General features: G+C 68.3%; 11 protein-coding genes. 7 read left to right on the forward strand and 4 right to left on the reverse strand.

Features of this window, described 5'->3' with window-relative positions:
* Positions 1 to 9: 9 nt before the first annotated feature.
* Together ABZ725_RS37765 and ABZ725_RS37770 are read right to left on the reverse strand one after the other, a co-directional pair.
* Positions 10 to 1299: an FAD-dependent monooxygenase gene (locus ABZ725_RS37765; RefSeq protein ID WP_358806923.1), complete on the reverse strand. Its 1290-nt coding sequence runs from the start codon at positions 1297 to 1299 to the stop codon at positions 10 to 12.
* 37 nt (positions 1300 to 1336) lie between these two features.
* Complete coding sequence (locus ABZ725_RS37770; RefSeq protein WP_358806924.1) at positions 1337 to 2764, reverse strand: FAD-binding protein; 1428 nt, start codon at positions 2762 to 2764, stop codon at positions 1337 to 1339.
* A gap of 620 nt (positions 2765 to 3384) precedes the next feature.
* On the opposite strand from ABZ725_RS37770, the gene ABZ725_RS37775 reads away from it, so the two are divergent.
* The 5 genes from ABZ725_RS37775 to ABZ725_RS37795 all read left to right on the forward strand — a co-directional run bounded on the left by ABZ725_RS37775 (position 3385) and on the right by ABZ725_RS37795 (position 8394).
* Positions 3385 to 4911 carry an FAD-dependent monooxygenase gene (locus ABZ725_RS37775; RefSeq protein WP_358806925.1) on the forward strand — a complete coding sequence of 509 codons (1527 nt, stop codon included), beginning with the start codon at positions 3385 to 3387 and terminating at the stop codon, positions 4909 to 4911.
* 186 nt (positions 4912 to 5097) lie between these two features.
* Entirely contained in the window at positions 5098 to 6258 is a 1161-nt protein-coding gene (locus ABZ725_RS37780) for an amidohydrolase family protein (RefSeq protein ID WP_358806926.1), read from the forward strand.
* Positions 6258 to 6695 carry an iron-sulfur cluster assembly protein gene (locus ABZ725_RS37785; protein ID WP_358806927.1) on the forward strand — a complete coding sequence of 146 codons (438 nt, stop codon included), beginning with the start codon at positions 6258 to 6260 and terminating at the stop codon, positions 6693 to 6695. The genes ABZ725_RS37780 and ABZ725_RS37785 overlap by 1 nt, the downstream gene beginning before the upstream one ends.
* 87 nt (positions 6696 to 6782) lie before the next feature.
* On the forward strand, positions 6783 to 7463 hold the full coding sequence (locus ABZ725_RS37790; RefSeq protein WP_358806928.1) for an isochorismatase family protein: 681 nt from the start codon (positions 6783 to 6785) through the stop codon (positions 7461 to 7463).
* 25 nt (positions 7464 to 7488) lie between these two features.
* Positions 7489 to 8394, forward strand: coding sequence for a polysaccharide deacetylase (locus ABZ725_RS37795; protein WP_358806929.1), 906 nt, complete (start codon positions 7489 to 7491; stop codon positions 8392 to 8394).
* Between the two features lie 479 nt (positions 8395 to 8873).
* Here ABZ725_RS37795 and ABZ725_RS37800 read toward each other — a convergent pair whose 3' ends face one another.
* Together ABZ725_RS37800 and ABZ725_RS37805 are read right to left on the reverse strand one after the other, a co-directional pair.
* On the reverse strand, positions 8874 to 10430 hold the full coding sequence (locus ABZ725_RS37800) for an amino acid permease (RefSeq protein WP_358806930.1): 1557 nt from the start codon (positions 10428 to 10430) through the stop codon (positions 8874 to 8876).
* 72 nt (positions 10431 to 10502) lie between these two features.
* A complete protein-coding gene (locus ABZ725_RS37805) occupies positions 10503 to 11285 on the reverse strand; it encodes an SDR family oxidoreductase (RefSeq protein WP_358806931.1) in 783 nt (260 codons plus the stop codon).
* A 176-nt stretch (positions 11286 to 11461) separates the two neighbouring features.
* On the opposite strand from ABZ725_RS37805, the gene ABZ725_RS37810 reads away from it, so the two are divergent.
* On the forward strand, positions 11462 to 12223 hold the full coding sequence (locus ABZ725_RS37810; RefSeq protein ID WP_358806932.1) for an SDR family oxidoreductase: 762 nt from the start codon (positions 11462 to 11464) through the stop codon (positions 12221 to 12223).
* Between the two features lie 47 nt (positions 12224 to 12270).
* Positions 12271 to 13845, forward strand: a complete 1575-nt coding sequence (locus ABZ725_RS37815; RefSeq protein WP_358806933.1) for a helix-turn-helix domain-containing protein — start codon at positions 12271 to 12273, stop codon at positions 13843 to 13845.
* Positions 13846 to 14189 lie beyond the last annotated feature (344 nt).

The raw sequence follows: 14189 nt of genomic DNA on the forward strand, positions 1-14189 counted from the left end.
CTGCCTGTGTCATGAAGTTCCTTTCCCACTCAGAGGTTCGAGGTCGGCCAGGCGTTCCCACTCCCGGACCGCTCCGTGGCCGCTGGGACCGGCGAAGAGCTTGTCGCGCAGCGGCGGAAGGGCGGCACAGGTCCGCAGGAAGGCACGATTCAAGCCCACGCGTATCCGACCGGAGGAGGTGAAGCCGGCCATACGCCGTACCGAACCCTCGACGATGCCGGCGCCGTAGTCGCGCACCTCCGCTTCGTACTCGCCCACCGCGCTGAGCAGGTTCCGTCGGCCGTTCGCGGCGTCGCCCAGCCTGCGGGCGAGGAGATGAGCGTCGCGCAGCGCGGTGTTGGCACCGCGGCCGGCGGTCGGCGGCATGGTGTGCAGCGCGTCGCCCAGCAGGACCACGGGCGAGGGATTCCACGGCGGTCGCGCGGGGGAAGCACGCAGCAACACGGCGGAGTTGGAGTCGGGTTCGGAGTCGGACACCATACGGCGCAGGGCCGGATGCCAGGTCTCGATGACACCTCCGACCATCTTGATGAGGTCCTTCCCGGAAAGCCCTGCCGGGTCGTCTCGGGGTCCGGTGACCGGCCATGCGGGGGCGATGAGTACGTACGGCGTGATATCCAGGTCAGGGTCGAGCGCCGGGGGATCGAACGCTGCCGTGAACCCGAAAGCCGGGGTGTCGCTGGTGACGATGCACATGCCCCGGGTCAGCAGCGGCGGGATCCACTGACGGGAGTCCTCGTCGAGCACGACCTTGAACACTGTGGTCACCACACCGGTCGACTCCGGTTCACCGCCGGGGAGATACTGCGCTCCGACCCGCGAGCCGGCGCCGTCGGCACCGACCAGGACGTCACCCGTTGCTCGGTGGCCATCGGCGAAGACCGCCGTGACCTGGCCGTCCGGCTCCGTCTCGTAATGCACGAACTCCCGTCCGAACGAGAGCACGTGGTCGAGCCCGAACTGCAACAGACGCCGCACAGAGGGGCGGTCGGCCCCGAGGTGGCCCATGGGCGCGAACATCACCTGGCTGCCGACGTGCAACAGTGGGTTGAGCTGCTCGGTGGTCCAGGTCATGCCGTCATCGGTGTGCGAGATCTTCAGAAACTGGTCCCAGGACCGCGAGGGCAGACAGTAGCTCAACGCCCGCATCCCCATCTCCTCGATGTCCAGCCGGTACCCCTCCCACCGGGCACCGGCGAACGCGTCGCGCTCGTGGACCTCGACTTCTATGTCCTGTCGGAGCAGGCCGTGGGCCAGCGCCAAACCGCCGATACCACCGCCGACGATCACGACCCGCATATGTTTTCTCCTCATGTCATAGCCTCCGAGGGCCAGTTCATGACGTGGGCCCTCTGTCTCCAGCGGTGCCACGGGCGACTCCCGGTGACATCGCCGGTGGGATGTTGGCGTTGTGGCGAAAGCGATTCCCGGGGTCGTGGGCCGCCTTCACCTGGGTCAGGCGTTTGTAGCTCTCGGCACCGTAGACAGCGCTCAGCCGAGTCTCGTCGGGGTCTGCCAGGTGGTTGACCCCGTTGGCGGCCTGCGCGACCAGACCGGTGCCGAACAGCGCTTGGGCGATGCCCCGGACTTCTTGGACTCGCGCCTCGTCCTCGGACGGATCGCGCCAGTAGCTCGCGATGAACACGGTGATCCCCGGATGCCGGGGAGCGGCACTCGGCACCGGTGCCGGTGGAGCGGCGGTTCGCCACAGGACGAGCGAGAGCCACTGGCCCTTGCCGCGCAAGGCGCGGACCTGGTCGAGAAACGCCTGCTGTTGCAGCTCGCTGTTCTCGTCGAACGGGAACCGGAGGATCTCCCAGGCGGTGCGGGGAGCCGCGCCCGGTTCCGCCTGGGGTGCGCCGTTGCTCACCTCACCGATCAGGTCGAGGTAGGACTCGAAGCGCGCGTCGTCGATGATCGGCGTACCGCAGTGCCGTAGCGCTGCGGCCTCCTGCTCGGCGGCGTCCGCGGAGCCCACGTGGGCAGGTATGACCAGGACCACGGGCTCTCCCGTCTCACCAGTCATGTAGGTGGCGAGGGGGGCGAACGACGGTGACGCGTGTCGCATGGCCTGCCAGAGATGCGCTGTCACAGGTGCGAGGTCGTCGCCGGCGAAGGCCAGCCGGCCGCCCATCGGTCGCTCGGGGGCTGGGTGCAGGCGTAGGCGCATCGCGGTGACGACGCCGAAGTTCGCGCCTGCTCCGCGCATCGCCCAGAACAGGTCGGGGTTGTCGTCCGCGCTGACGCGGAGCACGCGCTCGTCCGCCGTGACGACTTCGAGTTCGAGCACGTTGTCGATGCCGAAGCCGTGCCGCCCCGTCAAATACCCTTCGCCGAGCCCGAGTAACAGGCCGCCGACGCCGATCGTGCCGATGGTGCCCGTCACCGCGACGAGCCCGAACTCGCCTGCCTCGATCAGCAGGTCGATCGCGCGCGTGCCGCCCCCTACCCAGGCGGTACAGGTCGCCGGGTCGACGCGTACCCAGTCGAGGCCGGACACGTCGATGACCAGGCCGCCGCCGACGCTCGAATAGCCACCGACGCTGTGACCGCCGCCGCGTACGGCGATCTCCAGACCCTCCCGGCGGGCCAGTTGCAGGGCAGCTCGCACGTCGGCGACGCCCGCGCATCGGGCGATGAGCGCCGGCGCGGCAGCCGCGCGCTCGTTGTGGACCGTGCGTGCGATGTCGTAACCGGGGTCGGCGGGCGTAAGGAGAGCCCCGCGGAACCGGGCGGGCGCGGTGACGCCGATGGGCGCCCGCATGTCAGCCCCGGCTCCGGTTGGACCCAACCCCATGCCATGAGTACTTGCTCTGGCCGGTCCCCTCGCGTGCCCGTCTGTCCCCGCTGCCCGGCGAGCCTGGGCAAGCGCACAACGGGACAGCGGTCGGGCGGACCGGGGGCGGCGAGCAGCCCTCAGGGTTGTCGCTCATCTGGCCATCTCCCTCGGGGATTGCGGTTGACGATCGACGAATGACCGGCCTGGGCCCATGTGTTCGTGGCGCACGGGAGTAACCCCGTCAGGCCCAAGCGCGGGTGGTAGCGGCCGGCAATGGACAAGCCTGTGCCGCAGCGTTTTGGGGATGGGAACAATGCGGTCGGGTCTTCCCCGGCCTGAGCACTACTTGGTTCTCAGCGGCCGCTAATGACCGGTGACACCGCCTTGTTATTCGACGACGCTAACCAGTTCACAGACGGTCCGTCAACAGTTCACGTACGGACTCTACTGTTACCACCTGCGCTTTTGTTCTGCAGGTCTCATCTCACGAGACCGCGTCTCGCTCTGGTCGGTGTGCTGTTGCAGGCTATTGGCCCAGTCCACCTTGAGCCGCTGCAATTACTGGGTCCACAGCATTTCGGGGCAGCAGAGGGAGAACGCATTTCATGGAAACGTCTCAGGTAGTAGTAGTCGGCAGCGGGCCCAGCGGTCTGATGCTGGCCGCTGAGCTGGCGCGTGCCGGGGTCGGTGTCGTCGTCCTGGAGAGGAACCCGGGACGGACGGGTCAGACTCGGGCGATGCACATGCAGCCGCGCACTGCTGAGATCCTCGACCTGCGCGGGCTGTTGGGGGGATTGCAGCAGAACGTGATCGCGCACCTCTCCGAGGGCTACTTCGCGGGCGTTCCGGTGGCGTTGGACTACCACATCGCCTCGACCCGGTACCCGGCCCTTGTGCGGGTACCGCAGCCGAGGGTCGAGGAGCACCTTGAGGAACACCTGGCTGTCCTGGGGGTTCAGGTGCGTTACCAGCACGCGCTCGTCGGCTTGACGCAGGACGCCGACGGGGTGACGGCCGAGGTTCACGGGCCGGATGGTGACTACTCGTTGCGCGCGGACTACCTGGTCGGCTGCGACGGGGCCGGCAGCGTCGTCCGCAAGCTGTCCGGAGTCCGGTTCCCCGGCACCGATGCCTCCTCCCACGGGGTGGCCGGCGATGTGATCCTCAGCCGGGTGCCCGCGGTCATGAACTCGCGCGACCACTCCGCGGTCGAGATCTTCGGCCGGGGAAAGCAGACCACTCGTTTCGTCATCCTCATTCCGACGGGAAAGCCTCAGCATTTCCGGGCAGGGTACGTCGACCCGGACCTGACGAGGCGCCCTGCGGACCCGGCCGCGCCGGTGACCAAGGAGGAGATGGAGGAGGCACTCGCGGAGCGCTTCGGCGATGACATCGAGGTCGCCGAGGTGCTCTGGGCCTCCCGGTTCACCGACGCGTGCCGCCAGGTCGAGAACTACCGGACCGGACGCGTGCTGCTGGCAGGCGACGCCGCGCACATCCACCTCCCGGCGAGCAGCCAGGGCATGGGGCTGGGTATCCAGGACGCCATGAATCTCGGGTGGAAGCTCGCCGCTCATGTCAACGGGCATCTTCCTGCCGGGATCCTGGACACCTATCACTCGGAGCGTCACCCGGTGACAGCCAAGATTCTGGCCAGCACCCAGGTTCAGGGACACCTGACCATGGCGGGAACGAACCCGGGCACGGACTCGGTGGTTCAGCTGTTGTCGGATCTCTTCACCCTTCCCGAGGTGAACCGGCGTATCGCCGGGGAGCTCTCCGGCCTGGACATCCGCTATCCGATGAGCGACCAGGACGGTGCCTTCCACGAGCTGCTCGGTCTGCGGATGCCGGACATCGAGCTGAGCATCGCGGGGGACGGCGACCGGCGGCGCTGGGTGAGCGAGTTCCTGCACGCCGGCCATGGCGTTCTCCTCAGCACGGACTCGGCGTTTCCGGCGATCGCGAGCCCGTGGGCCGATCGTGTCGATATCGTCGAGGTGTCGAAGCTGCCCGTGCCGGGCGAGGACGTGACAGCGGTACTGCTCCGGCCGGATGGCCACGTGTGCTGGACCGCCCCCGGCGAAGACCTGGCGCAGGCACTCACCAACTGGTTCGGCGCGCCTGCCTGATGCCCGAGCGACCGGGACAGCCCGGCTCGCGATCCCCAACTGCGTTGCCTCGACCCGTCTGTTCACCCTGGCAGACGGCTGCCCGGCACAGTCATCACGCCCATTCCCGCGACACCGCTACGGGCAGTGGGGCCGGAACCGATCGTCCGGCCCCACTGCCCGTAAACACCGAAGAGGAGACGAGGCATGCTCGACGATGTCTTCGTAATCGACGCCGTGAGTCACGGCTACCATCTGGCACCAGAAGTCGCGGTTCCTTCCGGGATGGGACCCGCGTGGAACCCGGAGAGCTGGGTCGCCGCAGGCTACGCGGTCTTCCGGAACACCTTGCCGGAGGGATCCGTGCTGGACTTCCAGCGCTGGATGCGCGGCGCGGACCCGGAGTTGATCGCGCACGCGCTGTTCGCGGAGAGCTACACCGACGCGACGATCTACCACGAGGTTCCGCTCGATCGCATGTTCTACGAGGACGGTACATCGCCGATCTGGTGCGGTGCGCAGATGCGGGAACGGTGGCCCAGTCGGGTCGAGCTCTACGGGGGCGTCAGTCCGTATCGCCCGGACGCGCTCGACCGGGTCGACATGCTCGTGGACGAGTACGGGGTCAAGGGCATCAAGATGTATCCCGTCGACCTTGTCGACGGCCGGGTCGTCCCGATCGACATGGCCGATCCCGAAGTGTGTTTCCCCGTCTACGAGCGGGCCCGGGAGAGAGGTGTCAAGATCATTGCCATCCACAAGGCCATCCCGGTGGGGCCGACACCGATCAAGCCTCTGCGGGTGGACGACATGGACGGCGCGGCCCTCGCCTTCCCGGACCTCGTGTTCGAGATCGTGCACGGCGGATTCGCCTTCCTGGAGGAGACCGCCCTGCAGGTCAGCTGTTTCCCGAACATCGTCATCAACCTTGAGGGCACCACCCTGTTCCTGCCGAAGGCACCACGGCGGTTCGCGGAGATCATCGGGTCGCTGCTGGCCAGTGGCGGCGAGGACCGGATCATGTGGGCAAGCGGCTGTATGGCGGGGCACCCACAGCCCATGCTGGACGCCTTCTGGAACCTGGAGATGCCCGAGGACCTGGTCGAGGGGTACGGCTACCCGCCGCTCACCAAGGAGATCAAGCGCAAGATCCTCGGGTTGAACGCCGCCGACATCATCGGCCTCGACATCGAGGAGATGAAGCGAGGCATGGCCGGTGACGAGTTCTCCGCCCGTCAGGAGCTCGCGCCGATGTGGGAAGGCAACCGTGCCTTCGACCTCAGTGCCTACCGGGCCGCAGCGGTCAAGGGCTACGCGTCGATCCCCGTGGTGCCCGGTCAGACCGATGGCACCGTTCCGGTGAGCTGATGGCCGCCGAGGTGACCGAACGCCAAGTGCGTGAGCTGCTCAACAATGTGATCGACCCGTGCAGCGCGGCGGCGGGCGCGCCGGCCGGGCTCGACGACATGGGTCTGGTCCGCGCCGTCGACATCGAGCCCGGACCGGACGGTGTCCGTGTCCGCGTCGCGCTCGCGATCACCGAGCCCGGCTGTCTGATGGGGTTGCCCTTCCAAGCGACCGCGTACGAGCAGTTGCTCGGCCTCGACGGCGTCGCACGCGTTGATGTGACTCTCGATCCGGATGTCGAGTGGTCCGAGGCCGATCTCTCGCCCGAGTACGCACGCCGGCTGGCTGAGGTCCGCAGCAGCCGACGCGAGAAACTCCACCAGCTCGGTCACCGCCTCCCGGCCCAGGGCGGTCCCGGACCGGTCCCGGTCCGCCTGAGCCAGCGAGTGGGCGAGTGAGTACTTCCAGGTATCCGCTGCTGGTGGGCGGCTACTGGCTGTTGGGCATGGCAGGCACCGTGAGTTCACCGATGGAAGGATGATCGCGTGGATCCGAAACCCTGGTCCGGTGTCGTGTCCGAGTCGGACGTGGCGGCCTTTCCCGGCGGCGCCGAGCACGTGGACCGGGGGCTGAGTGCGGGAACACGTCCGGCGATCGTGGTCGTAGACATGACCGAACGGTTCGTCGCCGGTGCCGACGGTGACGGCGCCGGGCGTGGCACCCACGCCATCGAGGCGAACCGGAAGCTCCTCCTGGAGGCCCATGCCCGTCGGCTCCCGGTCTTCTTCACCGCCATGTGGAGTGACCCCGACCACCCGATGAGTCCGGTCGAGTGGGGTCGCTGGAAGACTCCCGCCCGACGGGCTCCTGATTCGGGGCACATCGAGTCCACGGGTGGGGCCATCGTCCCGCAACTGCTCGAACTGGGGCCGTCCGTGGTCGTGCACAAGGGCGTGAAGCCGAGCGGTTTCTTCGGAACCGCATTGGCCTCGTACCTGATCCAGACGGGTGCGGACACTGTCGTGGTCACGGGAATCTCCACCAGCGGCTGCGTGCGGGCAACGGCGCTCGACGCCTTCCAGTACAACTTCCACGTGGTGGTCCCGTTCGACTGTGTCGCGGATCGCAGCCGGATCTCCCATGACGTCACATTGTTCGATCTGCACATGAAGTACGCCGACGTGGTGAGCTCGGCGGAGACCCTCGACTACCTGCGGTCCGTATGAGCCAGTCCTGTTGAAAGGTCGAACGATGGCCGAGCGCGTCTACAGCTACTCACCCATCAATGAGCGGGAGCCGATCCCCTGGCCCGACGGCAAGCGGGTGGCGTTCTATCTCGGGGTCAACATCGAGTACATGCACGCCGACCTGATCGGCATGGGTGCTCACAACTACGCGAACCGTCAGGCGGTGTCCGCGCACCCGGCCCCGAAGGAGCACGGCTGGTTCGACTACGGTTCCCGCGTCGGCATCTGGCGGATGATCGACCTGCTCGACGAGTGCGGAGTGCCGGCGACGGCCATCACCAACTCGGAGGTCGTCGAGCACCATCCGCAGATCATCGAAGCAGGTCTGGCACGGGACTGGGCCTGGGTGGCGCACGGGCAGACCAACTCGGTGATGCACAACGGCTTCGCCCCCGGGGAGGAAGCACATGTCCTGGACGACATCGTCGCGACCTTCGGGAAAACGGGAATCAGGCCGCGCGGCTGGATGGGGCCCGGGTTGAGCGAGACGTTCGAGACCCACCGGCTGCTGCGCGAGCGCGGTTTCGACTACACCCTCGACTGGGTGAGCGACGATCGGCCCTTCGCCGTGGACGAACCAGGCTTCGTCGCGGTGCCGTACACCATGGACATCAACGACATGCCCCTGTTCTTCACCCACTCGACGACACCTCGGGAGTACGAGGAGATCGTCATGGACCAGTTGGAGGTCCTTCTCGACGAAGGCGGTGGGGTCTTTGCCCTTCCGGTGCATCCGTACGTGGTCGGCGTACCGTTCAGGTTCAAGTATTTCGCGCAGGTCCTACGCGCGGTGGCGTCACACCCTGACGTCTGGGTCACGACGACCGACGCGATCACGGACCACTTCCGATCGGTCTCGGGGTTACAGCGTGAGGTGACGTCGAACGCGACGAGGCCGACGGGCCGCTGATGTCGAGGACGGTGAACTCCTGACCCGAGCCGCCTACTGCACGGGCCATTCAACGCACGGAACATGAGGGCCCTGCACTCCGAAAGATTCCTCCAGAGCCCTCCCCACATTCGCTCTTGCGGCCAACGAGCCTTGTGCCGAGAGGCCGCCGTGACCGCACCGGCGCCGATTCACCTCTGTCTCACCGCCCGCCCAGGCCCATGGAGCTTGTAGTCGGGCACCGAGAAAGCGACGCGTGCGGAGGCGAACCTGGCGTGGGAGACGGGGAGACACGAGATCTGTGATCCCGTCGTGTCACACGGGGCATGCGACGCTGCCACGTCACATGCCCCGTGTCCGCCAGCCGGGAGCGACACCACGGCTGTCTTCATCCACGAGGAACAGCCTTCGGGCCCGCGTTCCACGCTCCTTACAAGGCACCAAGCCGTGTTGGCTCACCGTGGACGGCCTGGCGTGCGTCCACTGCCACACCGGTTGGCTCAGGCACCCGTGAGATCCCGTTCGATGGCGGCGAGTTCGTCCGCGCTGCCCTGTACCTTCGGTCCGGTGAACCAGGTGCGGGCTGAGATCAGCCACCAGGCGCCGGCGAAGCCGAGCACGGCGGCGACCGCCACGGGCGCGTAGTTGAAGGTCTTGGCCGTGACCGGGCTGACCTGCGGAAGCATGAACAGTACGGTGACGAAGGCGACCCAGCCGACGGCGATCACCGCGATCGGCTTGCCCCAGCGGCCCAGGGTCCAGGGACCGGCCGTGAAGTCGTCACCCTGACGCAGGCGCAGATAGATCGGGATGACGTACGCGATGAACAGGCCGATGACCGCGATCGAGGTGACGGCGGCGTACGCGGTGGGGTTGATCAGGTAGGGCAGGCCGAGGAGGAAGGCGCCGCCCGAGGCCAGCCAGACCGCGTTGGCCGGGGTGCGGGTGCGATCGCTGATCTTGTGCCAGATCTTCGAGCCGGGGAGCGCGCCGTCCCGCGAGAAGGCGTAGATCATGCGGGAGTTGGCGGTCACCGAGGACATGCCGCAGAAGAACTGGGCGCCGATGACGATCAGGAGCAGCAGCTTGCCGCCGGTCTCGCCGAGCGCGTCGAGGAAGATCTGGACCGGGGGGACGCCCGTGCTGCTGCCGAGCGCGCCGTCGTAGCTCTGGATCGCGAAGGTGACGCCGATGAGGAGGATCCACCCCGCGACCAGGGAGACGAGGATGGAGTTGACGATGCCGCGCGGGCCGGAGCGGGCGGCGTCGTGGGTCTCCTCGGTCATGTGGGCGGAGGCGTCGAAGCCGGTCAGGGTGTACTGGGCGAGGAGCAGGCCGAGCAGGGAGACGTACAGGCCGGAGCCCCAGCCGCTGTTGTTGACGAAGTGGCCGAAGACGAAGCCCGCCGACTGGTGGTGGTCGGGGAGGAACACCAGCGCGAGGACGACGATGGCGACGCCGATGACCTGCCACCACACGCTGATGTTGTTGAGCAGGGCGACGACCTTGACGCCGCGCACGTTCAGCAGGGCGTGAGCGAGGAGGACGATCCCGAACAGCAGGACCGTGTGTCCGGGGGTGGCGGCGAAGCCGAACTGGAGGTCCAAGAAGGCGTTGAGGAACTGCGCGAGGCCGAAGTCGATGCCCGCGGTCACGGCGACCTGGCCGAGGAAGTTGAACCAGCCGGTGAACCAGGCCCAGGCCGGCCCGTTGCTCTTGGCGAGCTTGGCGGCCCAGTAGTAGAGGCCGCCGGCGGTCGGGTAACTGGAGCAGACCTCGGCCATGCCCAGGCCCACGGTGAGGGTGAGCAGGCCGACGATCGGCCAGCCCCACACCATGACGGCCGGTCCCCCGGTGTTCATGCCGAAGCCGTACAGGGTCATACAGCCGGAGAGGATGCAGATGATCGTGAACGAGACGGCGAAGTTGGAGAACGGCGACATGCTCCGCTCCAGCTCCTGCGCGTAGCCGAGCTCGTGGAGCCGGGCCTCGTCGTCGCTGACCGCGGCCGGTCTCTTGCCGGTCGGTTCGACCTGCTCGACCTTGTCTGAAGCCATGGGAAACCCCTTTGACTGACGTGCTGAATGGGGACGGGGGGTATGGAGGTACGGCTGCGGGTGGGTCGAGGGTTACTGGGAGGTCATACCGCCGTCGACGGCGACGACGCTGCCGGTCATGAAGCTCGCCTCGTCGGAGGCGAGGAAGAGGGCCACGTTGGCTATCTCGCGGGGCTCGCCGGGCCGGCCGATCGGCTGGAAGGAGTCGATCGTGTCGTACACCTGCTCAAGGCCGCCGAGGAGTTCGGCATGGGCGTGGTTGATCGGGGTGTCGACCCAGCCCGGGCAGATGACGTTGCAGCGAATGCCCTGCTTGGCGTAGTCGAGCGCGACGCCCTTGGTCAGCATCACGCTCGCGCCTTTGGACGCTGAGTAGACCGTGAGGAAGGGCTCGCTGACAAGACCGTTCACGCTGGAGATGTTGACGATCGAACCGCCGCCCTGCGCCAGCATGTGCGGAATCACCGCCCGGCAGCCGTACAGCTGGCCCTTGACGTTGACGTCCAGGGTCCGGTCGATGATCTCGTCAGGGACCTCGTGCAGCAGGCCCGGCAGGTTGACCCCGGCGTTGTTGACCAGAACGTCCACCCGTCCCCAGCGGACCTTCGCCGCCTCGACCATCGCGTCCACCTCGGCGCTGGAGGAGACATCGACCGTGTGGGCCTCGGCGATCCCGCCGGCCTCGGCGATCTCGGCCGCGGTGCTCGCGGCGGCGTCGGCCGACAGATCCGCGCACAGCACGCGTCCGCCCTCCTCGGCCAGCCGGTGGGCGATCGCCTTGCCGATGCCGGACCCGGCGCCGGTCACGATGCAGACCTTGTCGGCGACGCGGCCCGTGATCGTAGGAGTGGTCATGGGTCTCTTTCCGTGGTGCGTGTTGGTCGATCCACCAATCGCGTACGCCCACATTTCCCGGCATACGCCCGGGGATGCAACAATGCTGCGGTGAGCCTCGCATCGTGTCATTGGACAATCGGCCAACGCTTCCCTGTCCGCGCCGTGGAATCTTCCGAAGGGGTCGGTGGTCCGGTGTGATCGACCTGGAGGGGAAGGTCGCGGTCGTGACCGGTGCCGCGAGCGGCATCGGGCGGGCGATCACACGTGGCCTCGTGGCGGCCGGGGCGCGGGTGGTCGCGGCGGACATCGACGAGGCGGGGGCCGCCCGTACAGCCGAGTTGTGCACGGATCCCGGGGCGGTCGTGCCACTGCGTGCGGACGTCTCCGATCCGGCCGATGTGGCCGCTGCGGTGGAGACGGCCGAGCGCACCTGGGGACGCCTCACGACCATGGTCAACAACGCGGCCGTCTCCATCCCCGGAAACGTCCTGGAGACCTCGGTCGAGGACTTCGACCGCATGCTGGCGGTCAACCTGCGCGGCGTCTTCCTCGGCTGCAAGTACGCCGTGCCCGCGCTGCTGCGCGCCGGCGGCGGCTCGATCATCAACATGGGATCGGTCAACAGCCTGGTCGCCGAGCCCGTCCTGGCCGGCTACACCGCGAGCAAGGGGGGTGTGCTGATGCTGACCAAGGCCGTCGCCCGGGACTTCGCCACCCTGGGCGTACGGTGCAACTGCATCTGCCCCGGCTGGGTCGACACCCCCATCAATCTGGCGCACGCGGAGCGGATGGGTGGCATCGAGGCCGTACGGGAGGGGCTGCCGGGCTGGCAGCCGATCGGACGGGAGGGCCGGCCCGACGAGATCGCCTCGGTCGCCCTGTTCCTGGCCTCCGACCTGTCCACGTTCATGACCGGGTCCGCCGTGGTCGCGGACGGCGGCATGACGGCGATCTGAAACGTGAGCGAGGCCGTCCCGATGACACATCCGGCAGGAGCCCTCCGATGAGCGGCACCCTCGACTCCCTGGCCACCGCCCTCGGCAGCGACGTCCTGCGAGCCGTGCTGCTGCCCGAGCCGTCACTCACGGTTGGCGGTGTCCGCATCCACGAGCCCGGCGCTGCGCAGGCCTCGGAACGCGGGGAGGTCCTGCTGGCCGTCGGCGCGCATGAGCCGGCGGCGGTGGCCGCACTGCTGCGCACGCTCGGCAAGACCTTCGCCGCGCTGGCCGTCAAGTGCCGTGTGGAGGACGACACCGCAGTGCTCGGTGCCGCCGCCGAGCACGGCTGCGCGGTGCTGGTCCTGGACGACGGGATCGACTGGCTTCAGGCCGCGGCCCTCATCCAAGGCACGATCGCCGAACACGCGGAACCTTCCGAGTCCGGCGAGGACCGGACCGGCGACCTCTTCGCGCTCGCGGACCTCGCGGCCACCGCCATCGGCGGCCCGGTCACCATCGAGGACCCGCGCGGCTGGCTCCTCGCCTACTCCAGCGACCAGCGGGGCGGCGACTCTGTACGGACCGAGACACTCATGAACCGCCGTGCCCCGGCCGGCTTCAGCCGGGCGCTCGCCGCTCGCGGAATCCCTCACGAGGTCGCCCGCAGCGATACACCCGTCCCGGTGCGCGGTGTCGGCGAGGAGGCCGCGGACCGGCTCGCGGTGGGACTGCGCGCCGGCAGCTTCGGGCTGGGCACGATGTGGGCCGTGGTCGACCGGCCGGACGCGCCGCGGACCGCCGCCTTCGCCCAGGTGGGGCACCGCGTCGCCGTGCAGCTCATGCGCCGCCGTACCGAGGACTACCGCAGCCACCGCGTCGAGATGGAGCAGCTGGCCGTCCTGCTCCACGGAAGTCCTGCGGTGACCGGTTCCTCGGACGCGGTCGAGCTGCCGCCCGGCACCCACTGGGTCGTCGCGCTGGCCCTGGCTCCGCACGAACCGTCCAAACGCGCCGTCGCCCGCTCTCGTCTGGAACAGGGACTGGCCCTGACTCAGCGGGGGCCCGAACTCACGGTCCACGCGGGCCAGTTGTCCAACCTCTGGTATCTCGTCCTCACGGTCGCCCGGCCCCGCGAGTCCTCCGCCGACCTCATCCACACATGGCTGCGGGAGCTGCTCGGCGGCGCCGCCGGACGTGACCCTGTACCGGTGTACGCCGGTGTCGGCTCAGCGGCCCACGACCAGTGCGACCTGCCTCGCTCCCGCAAAGAGGCCGAACGCGCCCTGGCCGTCGCCCGTCTCTCCCCCGAGCCCCGCGACCCGCTCGCCTTCGACGACTGCTGGGCCCGCGCCGCCCTCATCCGCGTCCTGGAACCGGCGGTCGTGGCCGACCTGGAAAGCGTCACGCCCCTGCGGCGCCTCCAGGAACAGGACGCCGCTCACGGTACGGAGTACGTCCAGACACTGCACACCTGGCTGGAGCACCAGGGCAACGTCCGCAGCGCCGCGGAGCAGCTGCACGTCCACACCAACACCCTCCGCTACCGCCTCGGCAAGATCGAGGAGGCGGCGGACATCAACCTCGCCGACGCGGACGTACGACTCGTGCTGGCCCTGCAGCTCAAGGCGCTCCGTGAATGAAGCGGCTCAGCAGGCAGGTCGCAGGTCCTGCGCCGGAGCAGCCGACTCGTGATGGGCGACAGCCGGGGGCGGTTCGCGCGGGTCGACGGAACCTCGATCCGCGTTGCGAGCTGCGTTCCGTCTCATTCAGCCGGGACGGCGGCACGGTGTACGTCTCCGGCCCGCACGTCCCACTGACGAGCTGCCCCCGGACCAGGTCGTGAAGAGCCTCTGCAAGCGCATGGGCTCCGGCGGCCTCGACCTGTCCCGGGCCGACTGGAAGGCGTACGTGCCGGACCGCTCGGTGTGCGGCTAGCGGATGTCCGACTGCCTGGCTGGCGGCCGTTTACGTGCATTCGTGAAAG

Source organism: Streptomyces sp. NPDC006872 (assembly GCF_040635845.1).
In the GTDB taxonomy this organism is placed as follows: domain Bacteria; phylum Actinomycetota; class Actinomycetes; order Streptomycetales; family Streptomycetaceae; genus Streptomyces.

What these genes read in the sequence shown, in the direction of transcription:
- ABZ725_RS37765 (WP_358806923.1), bottom strand. Translation starts at nt 1,299, where the DNA reads ATGCGGGTCGTGATCGTCGGCGGTGGTATCGGCGGTTTGGCGCTGGCC.
- ABZ725_RS37770 (WP_358806924.1), bottom strand. Translation starts at nt 2,764, where the DNA reads ATGCGGGCGCCCATCGGCGTCACCGCGCCCGCCCGGTTCCGCGGGGCT.
- ABZ725_RS37775 (WP_358806925.1), top strand. Translation starts at nt 3,385, where the DNA reads ATGGAAACGTCTCAGGTAGTAGTAGTCGGCAGCGGGCCCAGCGGTCTG.
- ABZ725_RS37780 (WP_358806926.1), top strand. Translation starts at nt 5,098, where the DNA reads ATGCTCGACGATGTCTTCGTAATCGACGCCGTGAGTCACGGCTACCAT.
- ABZ725_RS37785 (WP_358806927.1), top strand. Translation starts at nt 6,258, where the DNA reads ATGGCCGCCGAGGTGACCGAACGCCAAGTGCGTGAGCTGCTCAACAAT.
- ABZ725_RS37795 (WP_358806929.1), top strand. Translation starts at nt 7,489, where the DNA reads ATGGCCGAGCGCGTCTACAGCTACTCACCCATCAATGAGCGGGAGCCG.
- ABZ725_RS37800 (WP_358806930.1), bottom strand. Translation starts at nt 10,430, where the DNA reads ATGGCTTCAGACAAGGTCGAGCAGGTCGAACCGACCGGCAAGAGACCG.
- ABZ725_RS37805 (WP_358806931.1), bottom strand. Translation starts at nt 11,285, where the DNA reads ATGACCACTCCTACGATCACGGGCCGCGTCGCCGACAAGGTCTGCATC.
- ABZ725_RS37815 (WP_358806933.1), top strand. Translation starts at nt 12,271, where the DNA reads ATGAGCGGCACCCTCGACTCCCTGGCCACCGCCCTCGGCAGCGACGTC.